Source organism: Dissulfuribacter thermophilus (genome assembly GCF_001687335.1).
Classification (GTDB): domain Bacteria; phylum Desulfobacterota; class Dissulfuribacteria; order Dissulfuribacterales; family Dissulfuribacteraceae; genus Dissulfuribacter; species Dissulfuribacter thermophilus.
Genome location: NZ_MAGO01000010.1, coordinates 70,238 through 86,466, shown reverse-complemented (window position 1 = coordinate 86,466; position 16,229 = coordinate 70,238). Strand labels below are relative to the sequence as shown.

General features: G+C 37.9%; 16 protein-coding genes and 1 pseudogene. All 17 read left to right on the top strand.

What is annotated here, in order from left to right; genetic code table 11:
• The first annotated feature begins 6 nt into the window (after window positions 1-6).
• The 17 genes and pseudogenes from DBT_RS09385 (at window position 7) to DBT_RS09310 (ending at window position 16,223) form a co-directional block, all read left to right on the top strand.
• Window positions 7-192, top strand: coding sequence for a hypothetical protein (locus tag DBT_RS09385; RefSeq protein WP_067619679.1), 186 nt, complete (start codon window positions 7-9; stop codon window positions 190-192).
• 181 nt (window positions 193-373) lie between these two features.
• Complete coding sequence (locus DBT_RS09380; RefSeq protein WP_425248299.1) at window positions 374-679, top strand: four helix bundle protein; 306 nt, start codon at window positions 374-376, stop codon at window positions 677-679.
• Window positions 676-1,740: an NAD-dependent epimerase/dehydratase family protein gene (locus DBT_RS09375; RefSeq protein WP_067619676.1), complete on the top strand. Its 1,065-nt coding sequence runs from the start codon at window positions 676-678 to the stop codon at window positions 1,738-1,740. The genes DBT_RS09380 and DBT_RS09375 overlap by 4 nt, the downstream gene beginning before the upstream one ends.
• Window positions 1,741-1,752: 12 nt before the next feature.
• Window positions 1,753-3,252 (top strand): flippase, encoded by a 1,500-nt coding sequence (locus DBT_RS09370; RefSeq protein WP_083186744.1) that lies wholly within the window; start codon window positions 1,753-1,755, stop codon window positions 3,250-3,252.
• Window positions 3,253-3,288: 36 nt separating this feature from the next.
• Window positions 3,289-3,387, top strand: a complete 99-nt coding sequence (locus DBT_RS12970; RefSeq protein ID WP_482156194.1) for a hypothetical protein — start codon at window positions 3,289-3,291, stop codon at window positions 3,385-3,387.
• A gap of 109 nt (window positions 3,388-3,496) precedes the next feature.
• Window positions 3,497-3,757 carry a hypothetical protein gene (locus DBT_RS09365; protein ID WP_067619670.1) on the top strand — a complete coding sequence of 87 codons (261 nt, stop codon included), beginning with the start codon at window positions 3,497-3,499 and terminating at the stop codon, window positions 3,755-3,757.
• Between the two features lie 106 nt (window positions 3,758-3,863).
• Window positions 3,864-4,898 carry an IS630 family transposase gene (locus DBT_RS09360; RefSeq protein WP_067619667.1) on the top strand — a complete coding sequence of 345 codons (1,035 nt, stop codon included), beginning with the start codon at window positions 3,864-3,866 and terminating at the stop codon, window positions 4,896-4,898.
• 570 nt (window positions 4,899-5,468) lie between these two features.
• Window positions 5,469-6,236 (top strand): hypothetical protein, encoded by a 768-nt coding sequence (locus DBT_RS09355; protein ID WP_067619664.1) that lies wholly within the window; start codon window positions 5,469-5,471, stop codon window positions 6,234-6,236.
• 10 nt (window positions 6,237-6,246) lie between these two features.
• Window positions 6,247-7,182, top strand: coding sequence for a class I SAM-dependent methyltransferase (locus tag DBT_RS09350; protein WP_067619661.1), 936 nt, complete (start codon window positions 6,247-6,249; stop codon window positions 7,180-7,182).
• Window positions 7,183-7,257: 75 nt separating this feature from the next.
• The gene (locus DBT_RS09345) at window positions 7,258-8,526 is read left to right on the top strand and encodes a glycosyltransferase family 39 protein (RefSeq protein WP_067619658.1); all 1,269 of its coding nucleotides are present in this window, start codon (window positions 7,258-7,260) and stop codon (window positions 8,524-8,526) included.
• Window positions 8,523-9,422, top strand: a complete 900-nt coding sequence (locus DBT_RS09340; protein WP_067619655.1) for a glycosyltransferase family 2 protein — start codon at window positions 8,523-8,525, stop codon at window positions 9,420-9,422. Before DBT_RS09345 ends, DBT_RS09340 begins: the two co-directional genes overlap by 4 nt.
• A 155-nt stretch (window positions 9,423-9,577) precedes the next feature.
• A pseudogene (locus DBT_RS09335) lies at window positions 9,578-10,442 on the top strand (IS5 family transposase).
• Between the two features lie 650 nt (window positions 10,443-11,092).
• The gene (locus DBT_RS12235; RefSeq protein WP_161939957.1) at window positions 11,093-11,791 is read left to right on the top strand and encodes a glycosyltransferase; all 699 of its coding nucleotides are present in this window, start codon (window positions 11,093-11,095) and stop codon (window positions 11,789-11,791) included.
• The gene (wecB, locus tag DBT_RS09325) at window positions 11,788-12,945 is read left to right on the top strand and encodes a non-hydrolyzing UDP-N-acetylglucosamine 2-epimerase (protein WP_067619648.1); all 1,158 of its coding nucleotides are present in this window, start codon (window positions 11,788-11,790) and stop codon (window positions 12,943-12,945) included. Before DBT_RS12235 ends, wecB begins: the two co-directional genes overlap by 4 nt.
• The gene (locus DBT_RS09320) at window positions 12,939-14,048 is read left to right on the top strand and encodes a DegT/DnrJ/EryC1/StrS family aminotransferase (protein ID WP_067619645.1); all 1,110 of its coding nucleotides are present in this window, start codon (window positions 12,939-12,941) and stop codon (window positions 14,046-14,048) included. Before wecB ends, DBT_RS09320 begins: the two co-directional genes overlap by 7 nt.
• Window positions 14,045-15,244, top strand: a complete 1,200-nt coding sequence (locus tag DBT_RS09315; protein ID WP_067619642.1) for a glycosyltransferase — start codon at window positions 14,045-14,047, stop codon at window positions 15,242-15,244. The genes DBT_RS09320 and DBT_RS09315 overlap by 4 nt, the downstream gene beginning before the upstream one ends.
• Complete coding sequence (locus DBT_RS09310) at window positions 15,237-16,223, top strand: lipid II:glycine glycyltransferase FemX (RefSeq protein ID WP_067619639.1); 987 nt, start codon at window positions 15,237-15,239, stop codon at window positions 16,221-16,223. The genes DBT_RS09315 and DBT_RS09310 overlap by 8 nt, the downstream gene beginning before the upstream one ends.
• Window positions 16,224-16,229 lie beyond the last annotated feature (6 nt).

The window sequence follows — 16,229 nt, the reverse complement described above, 5'->3', positions numbered from 1 at the left end:
GTCCGAGTGTTGAGAAATGAGCAAAGTCCCAAAGAGTACCGAGCACTGGCCCTTGAGATAAATGAATCAAGTTTTGGCGATACGATCAAAGAAGCAGAAGAATCTATCAAGGAAGCAATAGAGCTGTTTTATGAAGAATGCCAGCGCATGGGGACATTTGAACAGGTATTGGAAGAAGCCGGCTTTCTGTGAGATGGCGATTCTTGGCACTCGCGGAAACCCGTTGCAGAAGAAGAGATGTCTCTGGCAATGTGATCCAAATAACTCTTGGGACTGAGTGCTGAGGATTGAGTGGGAGCGTGGGGAGAGTTGCAAGATTTGAAGATTTGATTGCCTGGCAAAAAGCCAGAGATATGACAAAAAGATATATCAGTTGACTAGGAAAGAGGAGTTTTCACGAGATTTTGGGTTTCGTGATCAAATACAAAGAGCTACTGTTTCGGTCATGTCAAATTTAGCAGAAGGATTTGAAAGAGGAGGCAGGGCAGAATTTCATCAATTTGTAGTAATCGCGAAAGGCTTATGCGCTGAAGTAAGATCACGGTTAAATGTCGCTTTGGACATAGGCTACATATCCAAAGAAGAATTTGGTCAAGTTAACAACCTAGCAATTGAGCTTTCCCAGGAACTCGGCGGCCAGAGAGCATCCATTTATAAGCAAAAAGGGAGCGTAAAATGAACATTACAACTCAGTCCTCCTCACTCAGTCCTCAGTCCAAACAGCCAACTCATTGGCTGATAACAGGCGGCTGTGGATTTATTGGTACAAGTCTTGTCAAGAGATTAGTCGAAGAAGGGAGGCATTTTGTAAGAGTCGTTGATAACCTATCAGTTGGAAGCCGCGAGGACCTTGCCCGTGTATGCCATTTTACCGAAATATCCCCTTCCTCACTCAGTCTTCAACACTCTGTCCTGAGTCCTAATACAGTTGTTGAGCTCTGTGTTGGCGATATACTGGACGAAAAACTCGCCATGCAAGTTACCCAAGGCATGGACGTCATCGTACATTTGGCCGCCAATACTGGCGTGGCCCCTTCAGTGGAAAATCCCCGTATGGACTGCATGACGAATGTTATTGGTACATTGAATTATCTAGAGGCAGCTAGGCTTAATTCTGTCCAGCGGTTTGTGTTTGCATCAAGCGGAGCTCCGGTAGGGGAAGTGGATCCACCAATTCACGAAGAATTGGCACCCCATCCGGTTTCTCCATATGGTGCAAGTAAGCTTGCAGGCGAGGGTTACTGCTCTGCCTATTACCGTACGTATGGAGTAGAAACAGTGGCATTGCGTTTTGGAAATGTGTATGGGCCCGGATCGGGGCATAAAAGTAGCGTGGTAGCCAAGTTTATTAAGCGAGCACTTAATAGTGAAGAATTAGAAATATACGGGGATGGAAAGCAGACAAGAGATTTCATATATATTGACGATCTTATTGAGGCCATTTGGCTGGCTGCTATCAAAAAGAATATTGGCGGCGAAATTTTTCAGATTGCTTCAAATGCTGAAACCACGGTTGTTGAACTTTCTGAAAAGTTGATTGGAATACTCAAAAAATATGGAGTTAAAGACATTACAGTTGTACACAGGCGACCACGTTTAGGTGACGTAAGGCGTAATTATTCAAGTACCACGAAAGCTAGAGACCTTTTAGGCTGGACGCCTCAGTATGAGCTTGATAAAGGGTTGGATCTTACAGTAGATTACTTCCTTAAAAAAATTATAAATGATAAACAAAAATAGAGTTCAATAAAAATGAAAGGAAATGATTCTTTAGTCCTTCTTAAAGGAAGTAGTCTTTCCATGCTTTGTCAAGTAATGGGTAAAGGAGTTGCTTTTGCGACCAACTTTATTTTTGCTAGGATGCTGGGGCCATCTTTACTGGGCAATTATTACCTCGGAATCACCCTTCTGACGATTACATCGAGTGTGGCTGCCATGGGCTTGCCGAAGGGAGCACTTCGCTATGTGGTAGAGTTTCGCGCAAGGAAGGAAAAAGAAAACATTCGGTCAATTATATATATATCTATCCTTCTGGGATTGTCTTCATCTATAATCTTTATGCTAATTATCTTTTTTTTTCGTGAGAGTATAGCTGTGCTATTCCCAAATGCTAACGTAGCATTAATATTGCGTTATCTTTTCTGGCTGCTACCGTTTTCAATTCTTCTTCCAATTTTGACCGAAATACTTCGTGGTTGTAGACAGTTTACGGTAATTATATTTGGACAGTCCTTTTTATGGGCTGTATTGATACTGTGCTCTTTCTTGGTAATAGCTTTTTTTTCATCAGATAAGATGAACACTGGGCACGCTTTTTTAGCTTATATAATAGGCACAGTTTCGATATTTTTAATTTATGTTGTTACATTAAGGAAATGGCTGCTGAATAACACTAAATCAAGAGCTTACAAATATAATGAAGTTCATATTACAAAAAATTTGGTAAAAACATCTTTGCCTTTACTCATCGTTTCGGCCTCAAGCATGCTTCTTACCTGGACGGATACAATCATGCTTGGTTCGCTTCTGGATAGTAAAGATGTAGGAATATATGGTGCAGCTTTACGGATAGCTATTCTTATTTCTTTTATCCTTGGAGCCATAAACTCAGTTATCCCTACTTTAATCGGCGAAAATTACCACAGCAGCAATAGGGGTGACCTACAATGTATGCTTCGTACAATCTGCACCTGGTTGGTTTACCTTGTTATTCCTCTTTTGATAATATTTATTAACTTTCCTAAAGAAATCATGACCTTATTTGGAACTGAATTTGGAGCTGGTTATATGGTCTTGGTAGTTCTGAGTTTGTCTCAATTTATAAATGTCTTTTTTGGCCCAGTGGGGTATCTTCTTATGATGAGTGGCTATGAAAGAGCGTTATCTGGAATAACAGTAGCTTGTGGACTATTAAATGTACTTGGAAATTGGATCTTGATTCCTAAAATTGGCATCTTGGGTGCAGCGATTAGCACAGGCGGAACATTAGTGCTGCAAAATTTATTTATGGCTTCAGTTGCTTTGAAGCAAATGAAAATAAAAGCTACTCCAAAAGCACCTTGGTTTATAGCCGGCATTGTATTAATAATGGCCTTAATCTCTTTTGTCTTAAAGGATTATAAAGTAACTCTTCGGATAATAAGTGCTGGAGTAGAACTATTAATTGGAGGAGTCCTCATTTTAAAGTGCGTTATTGATGATTCTGACAAAAGACTTGTGGCTAATGTTCTAAAACAAGTCGGGATAAATTAGGCTGCTGGCTAATTTGGAACTCCCTAAAAATTCAAGATTGATAAAAATGGCGAGCCATTTGATGCAGTACTCATGTTCAAAATTTTGATTTTGCAATCTTCGTATAATCTTTCCGATGATGCTACAGCGTCCTAGATATTGGACCGTCTTTCATTTATGAGCTTTTTAAACCTGGGCATAGGAAACTGAGTGCAGAGCCAAAACTATTCGGTTCTTTAGGGAACAGCTCAAAGAGACTGGTATTGTGCTGGATCTTTTCCAGGAATTTGACAGTTTTCTAAGGAGTCAAGGTTTTGAAGCTCGTAAGGACCAAATAGTGGATGCCAGTATAGTAGCTGTTCAAAGCAGAAGAACAATCGTGAGCAGAATGCCCAGTTTAAATCTGGCGAGGAAGTGGATGGATGGTCCAATGCACAATGTAGGCAAAAGGACAGGGAGGCTCGTTGGACAAGAAAGAACAGACAGTAGTATTTTGTTTAGAAGAATCATATCTCCATGGATGTAGAATACAAATTTATGCCAAAATTAATACTTACAGATGCATCCGTGCATGATAGCCAGATATTTATTAATACCTTCAAAAGTAAAGCCACTTATGGTGTAGTAATTTTATGAAATGTAAGAGAGAATTTGACGGCAGAAAACTTGATCATAAGACCCTTGAAGCCATTCGTATGAGAGCAGTTCAGCAAGTTCTTGAAGGCAAAAAGCCAGAAGATGTTGCTGATTTTTATGGAATGAATCATCGGACTATCTACAGATGGCTTGAGAAGTATCATTATGGTGGCTTTGATGCATTGAAGGCCAAACCTGTTCCAGGGAGACCGCCCAAGCTTAATGCAAACCAGTTGCAATGGTTGGCAAGAGCACTAAGAGACAAGGACCCAAGACAACTAAATTTTCCATTTGCACTTTGGACGTTGGCAATGGTGAAAGAACTGATTTTCAGGAAGTTTGGTGTGAGTTTAAGCGAGGTATCAGTAGGTCGCATTTTAAAGACCCTCGGTTTTACTCCTCAGAGGCCCCTTTATAGAGCCACTCAGAGAGACAATGTTTTGGTAAATGAGTGGAAAAACACAGAGTATCCTAAGATAAAAGCCAGAGCCAAAAAAGAAGGTGCAGTAATATTTTTTGGAGACGAATCCGGAGTGCGTTCTGACTATCATAGAGGCACAACGTGGGGTGAACGTGGTAAAACCCCGGTAGTTAAGTCCACAGGTGTACGTTTTTCATTAAACATGATATCAGCGATAAGCCCAAGGGGCCATTTTCGATTTATGACTGTTATAGGTTCTGTAACTGCAGAGGTGTTTTGTGAATTTTTAAAACGTCTCGTCAAGGGTATGGACCAGAAGATCTTTTTGATTTTAGACAATCACAGAGTTCACCATTCCAAGAAGGTAAGGGAACTAGTATCGTCTTTAGAAGGGAAATTAGAGATATTCTATTTGCCTCCGTATAGTCCTGACTTGAATCCAGACGAGCAAGTTTGGAACCATGTGAAGCGCAAAGTTAGTCGGTCATTGGTGGTATCAAAAGAGCATTTAGAGAATAGAGTAATGGGAGCCCTCAGATCGTTGCAGAAGATGCCGGCATTGATTCGTTCATTTTTCAAGCATCCCTCATGTTGTTATACAATGGCATAATTATTGGCTTTACTTTTGTAGGTAATAATAAGGAAGTTTTGGATGAAAATAATACAAGGCGCAGTGTATGGGCAGACACAGCACATTATATCGTGGTCGAGAAAATCTTTGGCATCTTTGCTTTAATGGATTGATTGAGCATATTCATAGTAATGCCTATCGCTATAACAAATTAACCAAAGCAGCGAAGCCAGGAAATTGTTTGAAATCCAGGATACGTTCCAGGATAGAGCGCGTATTTGGAGTCCAGCTTCAGCGAACAGGTAGCCTAATTCTACGTACCATAGGTTTAGCGCGAGCTAGGATTAAGATAGTATTAAGAATTTATCCTATAATTTGGACGCGTTAGTCTACTTGTATCCCAGAGAGGTTAATATTGGGTTTAAAGTGGAAATAGGCCCTTGAAAAAAAAAGGGGCCATAAAGTATAAAACGACAAAATTTGAAAAAATGAAAACCTACTATGTCGTTTGAATAAAATCGGGAAAATGAAAGCTTAACGATACCCATTTTACATAATTGGCCTTGGATTCGAAATCAAGGCAATGTTTATCTGACAAGGATTTTTAAAATGATAATTATTACCGGTCCAGGACGTAGTGGAACGTCAGTAGGGGCTCGTTTATACAAAGAACTTGGATTTGAAATAGGCGGTCACTGGAAAACCTCTGTTAATGCCGGACTTGAGGCCCGTGATATTGTTAATATAAATCAATCTATTATACAGGATCTGGGTATTGAAAACCTTTTACTTAGAAATCTTTGGTATCAACTGCCACCAACTGTATCTCATTTGGGATTATCCATGAAAAAGATTATACCTGCTCTGTTTAGGCATGTTAGCAAATCCATTTTGGCTAAGACGTTGGCACTCAGCAATTCTAAACGTCAAGCAAGGCCTTTGAAATGGGAGAATTTTTTTAAGGCAGTAAGAAAATACAAGCCAGTTCTCGAAAACATCTCTCAGAAACATGAGGTAGTAAAGGATCCTTTATTCTGCTGGACATTACCAGTATGGGCTGAGGCAGGTGTTGAAATAGAGCATGTTCTGGTTTGCATAAGGCATACAGATTCGATGGTCAAAAGCCGCTTTAATGCTGGGCACTTGTTGACTAAGTCATTTGGAGATGCGAAAAATTCGATGATTTATGGACTCGGCTTATGTATAGCTACCCTGTATGATTACAATATTTCTTATTCTATTGTGCGGTATCCTGATTTTCTTAAAGATCCTGAATTTCTTTTTGCGTCTATGAAATTTCCAAAGCCTATTACATGGCCTAAATTTTTAGAAGTGTTTAATTCTGTAGTAGATCTGTCAAAGGTTCATTTAAAATGAAGGAGTAACAATGGGAAAGGTTTTTGTTCAAAATGTGCCATATTGCTATCTTTGTGGAATCAAAGGGCAAATGCTCTACACAAACTTAAAAGACGCGCTTTATAATGGGCCCGGAATCTGGTCATATAAATGTTGCTCGAATTGTGGACTGATTTGGCTTGATCCACGCCCTGTTCCTGCCGAGATTGGTAAATTTTATCATAACTATTCTACCCATTATATTAACGAGTACGGACACGAACTAAATGGCTTACGAAGGATAGCGCAACATGCTGTGCTTGCTGGTCACCTGGGTTATGAGGGCTTAGTGGGTAGTCCAACTCAAAAATTACTGGGTAAAATACTTTCTTTAATCCCCCCTATTAAAGAAAGATGTGAGCTAAATGTCAGGTATCTTAATGGACGAAATAAAGGGGTGCTTTTAGATGTAGGTTGCGGTTCTGGAGGATGGTTAGCTAAAATGCAAGCGCTAGGATGGAAAGTAGTTGGGGTGGAGCCAGATGAACAGGCTGTAAAAATTGCTAGTGAGAAATTTGGCCTTAAAGTTTATCAAGGCACATTAGAAGAGCAAAAATTTGCTGATAATATCTTTGATGCTGTCACGATTTCACATGTGATTGAGCACGTTTATGATCCGATTGGGCTTTTAAAAGAATGCTTAAGGGTTCTCAAGCCAAAGGGATACTTGGTTATTCTTACCCCCAATATAAAAAGTCTTGGACATAGATTTTTTCGAAATTCTTGGTTGCACCTTGATCCGCCCAGGCATCTTTATCTATTTTCATCTGACACATTAAGAGCTTGCTGCCAACAGGTAGGGTTTTTAATTAAGTCATTACATTCACCAGTAAGATATGCGCGTGGGACTTTTGTTTCGAGTAAAGTAATCCAAAAATATAGTAGGTTTTCTGATGAATTACAAAAAAACATGGTCCCCATTTTTTAATGGGGAAAATCTTCCAATTCCTACAATATATACTCAGAGTTTTCAAAAAGGATATTGGAGAAGAAATTGTATTAATTGCTTTCAAGGATTGAGATTCCTTTAAATATAGATGAGATAAAGTTGCTTCATCAGAGGTTTTTGAAAAACTTAATTAAGCCTTACAAGACAAGATTGCCCTTAGGTTTAATATTTTGGCTGTTCGTATTAGCCCTTATTTTAAGGCTATTTTTAGCCTATATTTACAATACCTATGGGCCTTCTTATGTCTTTCTTGATGAATTATCATACAAGAGTACTGCGGATAGATTATGGCGTTATTGGCACAGCGCTTCATTTCCAGAGTTGTTTGATTACAAAAAATATGCATTTCAAGGATTCGGCGGTAGAAATTTTGGTTATAATATTGTGTATGCTTTAATTGCTGGTTTATTTGGAGAATTTGGTGCTCGTGTTGCAAATTCGTTTTTTGTATGCTTGGCTGCCTATTTTACATATTTAATGGCTGATGAAATCAGTAATCGAAAAGTTGCTATTTTAGCTTATATTTTAGTGCTTTTTTATCCGAGTGCTATTTTGTATTCGGTCACATTACATAAAGAAGCTTTTGTTATTTTTTCTATTGCTTTGTTTATGTTATCATTAACTAAAATGTTTAGAAAAATATCTATAAAGTGGCTATTGATATCGATTTTTAGTTTTTTCTGTATTTTTATTTCAAGACTATATATTCCTCTTTTGATTCTTCTTGCTACAAGTTTGCTATTGATTTGGCATTCAAGGAGAAATATTTTCTCCTGGTTAGTAGCCTTGATTTTGATTGTTTTAATATTTTATTACCTTCCAGATATTATCAAAGAATCTATTCAATTAAATAGTTTACTTTCTTGGCGTAGGAAGGCAGTTTTATCAGTAGCCAGTTATTGGGGTAGTTATAGGCGCCTTCCTCTACCTACAAGCTTTACAGCATTAGTATTTTATTCCTTTCAACCTTTACCCTTCAACTTTACGTCTATATGGTTCGTTCCAATAAATCTTGGTTCATTAGTTTGGTATATGATGTTTCCTTTTTTTCTTTTAGGATTGAGTAACTGTTTGAAAATTAAAGAATTAAGGTTGATAGCTATAACTTTAGTATTTATTGTTTCATTTTATGTTTTCATTTATGTAACAGGAACAGAGTATAGGCATAGGGATCAGATGATTTCATTATTGGCAATAATTAGTGCTGTTGGCTATTATAGATTTAAGTCCTTGTCTTATTATAATAAGATGGTTTTCCTTTCTATTCCCTGCGCTTTAATACCTGTTTTAGGTTTTTATAAATTGTGGGTGTTATTATCATGACTTTGGCTATAATCATACTTAATTGGAACAACTTTGAGGATACAGATGAGTGCCTAAGTTCCTTGCATAGAGCAGATCTGTATGGAGGATTTATCGTTCTTGTGGATAATGATTCTAAGGATAGCTCGTATGAAAGGCTTAGACAGAAATGGTCTAGTTGGAGTGCGATCCATTGGATAAAAAATAAAGAAAATCTTGGCTTTGCAGGTGGAAACAATGTAGGTATTAGCTATGCTCTAGCTAAGGGTGCAGAGTATATCATGCTGTTAAATAATGATACAGTAGTAAATCCCGATTTTTTAAAACCTCTGATTGAATATATGGCTGCCAACGATAATGTTGGCATCGTTGGTCCTAAAATTTTTTTGTATTCCCATCCTGATAAATTTCAATCTGCAGGTTGCCAGTTATCAATGATAACAGGACGTTTTGGGCCAGTTGGTGGAGGACAGAAGGATAATGGCCAGTATAATATGGCGCGAGATTGTGCTTATCTTACTGGAGCTGCATTAATGATAAGCCGTAAATGTATTGAAAAAATAGGATTGCTTGATGCAGATTATTTTGCATATTGCGAAGAAGTCGACTTTTGTTTTCGTGCCCGTATAGCTGGCTTTAGGGTAGTTTATGTGCCCGGATCAAAGATATGGCATAAGGTTTCAAGTTCCACGGAACGACTAACTAAAGGCTCATCATTGCAGTTGTATTTAATTTTTAGGAATAAACTTATTTTTTACCGGAAACATGCAAAACTGTGGCATTGGGTGGCCTTTTTGCCATTTCATTTTTATCGTTCCGTGAGAACTATTATTTGTAGTAAAGCGGAGAGAAAAGCTGTTATTCAGGGTGTGTTAGATGGAATGATTGGGAGAGGTGGTAAACCTCGATGGTTTTAAGGGATATTTTACTAACTATCCTTTTTTCTCAATCTTACCTTGAAAAGTTGCGAGGGTTGGAAAAATAAAATAGGTACCTCTAAAAATTTAATGTAAAGATCTGGCATTGAATTTATAATAATCACCTGGAAATACAAGATTTCAGGGGTAGTTAAATTAAGCAGATAGGTATGTTTGATTTGCATACAAGGGTGAGCAAGATTGATGAAAATGGTGATCCATTAAAACGGCTTAATGAAGTGATAGATTGGGAAATGTTTAGGCCCATATTGGAAAAGATCAGGAAGAAAAATCGGAAATCAAATGCAGGGCGTAAGCCATTTGATGTAGTACTTATGTCCAAAATTTTGATTTTACAATCTCTGTATAATCTTTCCGATGATGCTACAGAGGCACAGATAGTGGACCGTTTTTCATTTATGAGATTTTTAAACCTGGCATAGGACACCGAGTGCCAGATGCCAAAACTATTTGGCTCTTTAGGGAACAGCTCAAAGAGGCTGGTGTTTTGTTGGATCTTTTGCCCAACGTAGGCAAAAGGACACAGAGGCTCGCTGGACAAGAAAGCATGGGAAAGCATATTTTGGGTACAAAAACCATGTTTCCATAGATGTAGAGCATAAGTTCATCAGGAAGTTTGTAGCGACAGATGCCTCTGTACATGACGGTCAAGTCTTAAAGGATATTTTGCATGATCATAACACAAGCCGCAAGGTATGGGCTGACTCTGCCTATAGAAGCAGGAAGAATCTTTTGTATTTGTGCCTCAATGGATTCAAAGAACACATTCAGCGGAAAGGCTGTCGCTATGACAAACTGACCCAAAAAGAGAAGCGAGGGAACCGGACGAAATCTAGGATACGTTCCAGAATGGAACATGTATTTGGAGTCCAGTTTCAAAGAGCGGGGACCCTGATTATCCGAACCATAGGGTTAGCACGAGCTTGGATCAAAATAGGATTAAGGAATTTACCCTACAACCTGGATCGATATAATCTACTAGTATCCAGAGTGGGGTAACATGTTAGGATACCTTCTCAGGTAGGCCTCAGCTAAAATAAAATGAGGCCTGAAAATAATAAATCGTAGACGAAAAAGTTAATCTCATAGTGATGTACAGAGAGTTGTAGGATATCTTTTTAGGCAAATTTATAAAAAAATGAATTCCTAGAGGTTCCCAAGAATATTAATGTATCATGATTTTTTTTATTTGTCCTACTATTAGTCATGGGCCAAACAGAACTCAATATCAAAGGGCCTTATGTATAGCAAAGAATTTTAAAACTGTCTTCCTATCTAATGCGCCTATTGCTAAAGAGGTGGCCCGTTATGCAAAAACTTGTAAAGTGTGCCCTGGGAGTCATTGGCACTTAGACGAATTTCTATTGCCATTTTGGTCTATTTGGTACATATTGAAGTATACAAGGAGTTACTCCCAAAAAGGTAAGAGGCAGATTGTCATTTATACTACTTATCATAGTATATCAATTATTACTGGCTATCTGCTGAAATTTCTTGGTTACAAATGGATTGCAGACATTTGGGATCACCCACGACTACAAATAGAAATAAATAAAAAAGCGAAAAATTTGGATGGGAAGCTCAGATATTGGTATTGTATAATTCTTCATTGTCTAGTTAAAAGGATTTTAAAGTTGGCAGATTGCATCGTGTTGGCGTTACATCCTGATTCGATAGCGGAGTATAACATTAACAGAACAAAAATAATTGAAATAACCAATGGTTGCGACCTATCGTTGATGAAGAGAGCTGAAAATGAAATACGAAAGGGCTTCAAGGAATCATTCAAGGTCATCTATGTGGGGCACGTTAGTATTGAAAGAGGTTTAAAACTAATCCTTGACGCATGCTGCCTACTTCAAAAGGACATACCGATAATCCAATTTATTTTAATCGGTGAGTGCCCTGATAGCGCCAGAAAATTTTTGGGGGAAACTGTGTCAAAATATAACCTCACTAATATTAAACTACTAGGAGAACTGGATCATAGGCGCGTATTGGAAGAGCTTAATCAAGCTGACACCTGTCTGTTTCCCTTTCCAGATACTCCAGAATTGCGTTGGATATACCCAATTAAAGTTTTTGAATATATGTTTATAGGTAAGCCTATTATAGCAACTGATTTGCCAGGTATTAGACGCATTTTAAGGCATGAAGTAGATGCTTTATTATTTACTCCAGGCAATCCGAATGAATTGTGTAATTGTATTAAAAAAGTTTACCTTGATAAAAGGCTAGCCCTGCGTTTGGGTAGAAATGCGAAAAAGAGGGTAGAGAAATTTGATTGGAGTATTGTTCATAAGCCAGTCATCAGTTTTTTGCAAATCGCAGCAGGAGAGATTGAATGACTAATAATAAACTGCTAATTAATAACAGCAGAAATATAGTATGTATAATAGTTGGGACCCGCCCAGGAATAATTAAAATGTCTCCCTTAATCAGGGAATGTGAGCACAGGGGATTGGAGCATTTCGTCCTCCATACTGGGCAACACTATTCTCCTGAAATGGATAATGTATTTTTTCGCGATTTAGGATTAAAGCTTCCTAAGCACCATCTTAAACATATCAGGGAATATGTAACGCACGGGGCAAAGACAGGCATGATGTTGATGGGAATTGAAAAACTTTTGATGGAGGAACGGCCACGGGTTGTGCTAGTTTGTGGTGACGCTAATACAAATTTGGCAGGGGCCTTAGCAGCCAGAAAATTGCATTGTATAATTGGTCATGTTGAATCCGGGCTTCGTAGTAATGATTGGCGGATGCCGGAAGAGCATAATCGTGTTATTATGGACCACATCTCAGAACTACTTTTTGCGCCAACAGAAGAAACAGCGCAAAATTTGCGTAAAGATAATGTAAGAGGAAAGATTATTGTAACAGGAAATACTATTGTAGATGCAGTGATGCAAAACATAAAAATTGCTCGATCAAAATCCACAATTCTTCTAGACCTCGGATTGAAAAACAATAGCTATTTTTTGATGACTATTCACCGAGAAGAAAATGTTGACAATCCATACATATTGGCCGACTTGATTGAATGTATCAAGCTTGTAATTCGTTTCTTCAAAAAAGAGATCATCTTTCCTTTGCATCCTCGCACTGGGAAACGTCTAAAGGAGTTCGGTTTAACAGAGCGGCTTGATTCTATTAAAGGTTTGCGAATAATTGAGCCGCTAGGTTATTTGGATATGCTAGTGTTGTTGGAGCAATGTGCGGTTGTTTTAACTGATTCTGGCGGTCTGCAAGAAGAGGCCTGCATACTGGAAGTCCCGTGTGTTACTCTACGTGAAAACACTGAACGTCCTGAAACAGTATTGGTTGGAGCAAATGTGATTGCGGGAACAAATCCAAGAACCGTGAAAGCTGCAGTTGAAAAAATGCTTTCAGTTGCTAGAACGTGGACTAATCCTTTGGGAGATGGCAGGGCTGCTGAAAGAATTATCGATGAGGTTCAGAAGGTCCTGAAGGACGATGTAAGCGGATTGCCATGTTAATTCCTGGCGTGCCCGTACTGCGGGGCTGGGGGAAGGGTGAATCTATACGGCAAGACACACTCCCCCAGCCTTTCCCATTTTTGTCAGGTAATCAGGCCATTTTTACTTGTGGTCGTGAAGCACTGTATTTTGGTTTAAGGCTCCTCGAAAAATTACCTGAAACGGCTCATATACCTGGCTATTGCTGCCGAAGTGTACTTACCCCTTTTAAAAAATTAGGAATTAAAATAAAATTTTATGATGTAGGGAAACATCTTGAGCCCATAATTAACAAAAATGTTCTTAAGGAGGGGGATTTATTTTTTATTATTCATTATTTTGGTATACCCCAGCCTCTCTCATCAATTAAACTTTTATGTGACCAATTGGGGCTAATCCTTATAGAAGATTGCGCTCACGCATTGCCTGATCCTGAAACAAGAAGGCCAATGGGGTGCACGGGAGTTTTTTCTATTTATAGCTTACGAAAACAGTTGCCCGTTCCAGATGGTGGGATATTGGTTGTTAATAAGACTGCTTTGAAGAGTCGATTACAAGTGACCCCAAAAATTAAATTACGAAATACTTCCAAAAAGAAATCACTGGTTATGTTTTTTGATAAGGCTGCATTTTGGGCAGGATGGCCCAATACACTAAAGATTAAAGACGCATTAAGAGGTAAAGTTGCCTCAACAGAACAAGTTTTTTATTCAAAAATTTTAAATAATGATTCCATACCGGAGATTAGTTATACAACCGCTAAAACTTTGGCACATATAAATTTTAAAAAAATTGCAAAGATTCGTAGAGAAAATTATTATTGGCTTGCGAATAAGCTCAATGATATTCCACAAATTTCATTTCCTTTTCCAAAACTTCCAGATGGAGCGGTCCCTCAAGGTTTACCTATTCTTGTTGAGGATGCCAGAAATGTTTGCACAGCCATGCGCGGAAAGGGAATAGGGGTGGACCAGTGGCCAGCTAATGAATTTCCTGATATAGAAAAAAAGAATTTCCCTCGTGCTTATTATTGGAATAACCATTTATTATTATTACCGATTCACCAGGATTTATCCTTAAGGCATCTGGAATACTGTGCTAAAGTTTTAGTAGGAATTCTATGAGTAAGAAGAAAGGCCAGCTTTTAGTTATTGGAAGTGATCCTGTATGGAAAACTGGTAATAAATATTTCACTATGTCACCATTTAATACTTTTTTCTCGTCATTTCTTCCGGATTTTGAACAGGTTCGAATGGCGCTGCCACTTTTAAATAATAAGATAGATATAAATATTGCTATTGAAATGCCCAAAGGGGTAGAATTAATTGAGCTTCCTGGCTTTATCGGTGTTGTAGATTTTATTAAAAAATTACCATTAATTTTGCCAAAACTATTATTTATTTTAGATAGAGAAATTAAGAGATCAGATGCTGTTATGGTGATGCATGATGATTTCTTAGGTTTTATAGCCATAATGAAGGCAAGAAAATATAAAAAAATACATCTCCTATATATCGGTGGTAATCAGGTAGAAGTAGTTCGGAATAAATATAATGGCTTTAAAAGATGGGCTGCAGTTTGTTTGGCACGTTTTTTTGAAAGCTTGGACCAATATTTCATGGATAGAGGTCTCATAGTTCTTGCAACTGGAAACGAAGATATAATAAGACTTTCAGCACCTGGAAGACACATTTATCCTTATTTCACCTCTTTGATTTCAAATAAAGATATAATTTATAAAAAGCCACAAGGTGGCATGTTAGATGAAGCCAAGATAATATATGTTGGATTTTTAACAGAAAACAAAGGCGTTCATATTTTGCTACAAGCTATAGCTGAGATTTGCCAAGAAAAATATCCATTTGATATTAAGCTGAATATCATTGGAGATGGATATTATCGGACTAAATTAGAGACAATTTGCCGGCAACTTGGGATAGGAGAAAATGTAAAATTCCATGGTTTTATAGGCAATAGAAACAGGCTTAAACAATTATTTATTGCCTCAGATCTGTGTGTCCTCCCGTCTATGTCCGAGGGTATTCCCAAGGTATTGCTAGAGGCTATGGCATATGGAGTTCCTATCCTTACCACTAATGTTGGTGGCATACCTGATATAATAGAAAATGAGGTTAACGGGCTTATGGTTCCAGCAAATTCCGTTAATGAACTTAAAAATGGAATTACAAGGATTTTAAGTGATCACAAGCTCCGTCACAGTCTTATTGAAGGAGGCTATCGTTTCATACAGAAGCATACAAGAGAGAAACAGGCAAAGGCAATTGTCAATTATCTTATTGGTAAGGTGAACAATGATTAAGTTAGAAAAGTTAGAAATTAGTGCTTCGGATGAGTGGGACGCTTTAGTTGAGCAATATCCAGGAGCTACCCTATTTCATACATCATTTTGGTGTCGGGTGATTGAGAAGACCTTTGGAGTTAAAGGGTATTTACTCCAATTTTTAGATAATGGTATGACTGTAGGAGTGGTTCCTGTGTGGATTCGGAAAAAGGCAGGATTAACTCTTGTTGGTTCTCCTCTTCGTCAAACAGCAACGCATTATTGCGGACCTTTATTGATGGATGGGATAACTGTTTCCCAGATATTGGCAGCTTTATATAATTATGTTTCTAGAGAATTAAAAGCGGACTATATTGATATAACTTTTCCATATTCTTTGGATATTGCTATTGATTCGTCATGGAAAGTTTCCAAACCAGAAACCTTGATCCTTTCTCTTGACCGAACTCAGGAGGATTTATGGAAAAGCTTTGAAGGGCGCGCACGAACAGCCATTAGAAAGGCAATAAAAAGTGGGGTCAATGTTCACTTAATTCATAATCCTGAAAAGGAATTAGATACTTTTTATGAAATGTTGGAAGAAGTTCATAGACGACATGGAAGAAAACCTGTTTTCCCAAAAAAATTCTACGAAAGTATTTTTAAAGTAAATTCTGAATACGCTTCTCTTTACGGAGCAGAATATAACGGAAAGTGGATTGCTATGGCTTTCATACTTAAATATAAGAATTGGATGAATTACCATAGCGCTGGTTCACTGCGAGCATTTCGTCAGCTTGGAGCTAACAATTTGTTACAATGGGAAATTATAAAAGATGGGCTAAGAGCAGAATATATATTATATGATCTTGGCGGCGGAAGTGGAATCCATGGAATAGAAAAATTTAAAATGGCATTTCGACCATATAGGGATTGTTATACTAATATCTGGAGGGCTAATTGGGTTGGAGGTATTGCAAGGAAAATATATGAAAGGCTAATAAACATAAACAGATAAAGAAAA

Excerpts from the sequence above, each read along its gene's own strand:
- DBT_RS09375 (WP_067619676.1), top strand. The coding sequence starts at position 676 with ATGAACATTACAACTCAGTCCTCCTCACTCAGTCCTCAGTCCAAACAG.
- DBT_RS09370 (WP_083186744.1), top strand. The coding sequence starts at position 1,753 with ATGAAAGGAAATGATTCTTTAGTCCTTCTTAAAGGAAGTAGTCTTTCC.
- DBT_RS09360 (WP_067619667.1), top strand. The coding sequence starts at position 3,864 with ATGAAATGTAAGAGAGAATTTGACGGCAGAAAACTTGATCATAAGACC.
- DBT_RS09355 (WP_067619664.1), top strand. The coding sequence starts at position 5,469 with ATGATAATTATTACCGGTCCAGGACGTAGTGGAACGTCAGTAGGGGCT.
- DBT_RS09350 (WP_067619661.1), top strand. The coding sequence starts at position 6,247 with ATGGGAAAGGTTTTTGTTCAAAATGTGCCATATTGCTATCTTTGTGGA.
- DBT_RS09340 (WP_067619655.1), top strand. The coding sequence starts at position 8,523 with ATGACTTTGGCTATAATCATACTTAATTGGAACAACTTTGAGGATACA.
- wecB (WP_067619648.1), top strand. The coding sequence starts at position 11,788 with ATGACTAATAATAAACTGCTAATTAATAACAGCAGAAATATAGTATGT.
- DBT_RS09320 (WP_067619645.1), top strand. The coding sequence starts at position 12,939 with ATGTTAATTCCTGGCGTGCCCGTACTGCGGGGCTGGGGGAAGGGTGAA.
- DBT_RS09315 (WP_067619642.1), top strand. The coding sequence starts at position 14,045 with ATGAGTAAGAAGAAAGGCCAGCTTTTAGTTATTGGAAGTGATCCTGTA.
- DBT_RS09310 (WP_067619639.1), top strand. The coding sequence starts at position 15,237 with ATGATTAAGTTAGAAAAGTTAGAAATTAGTGCTTCGGATGAGTGGGAC.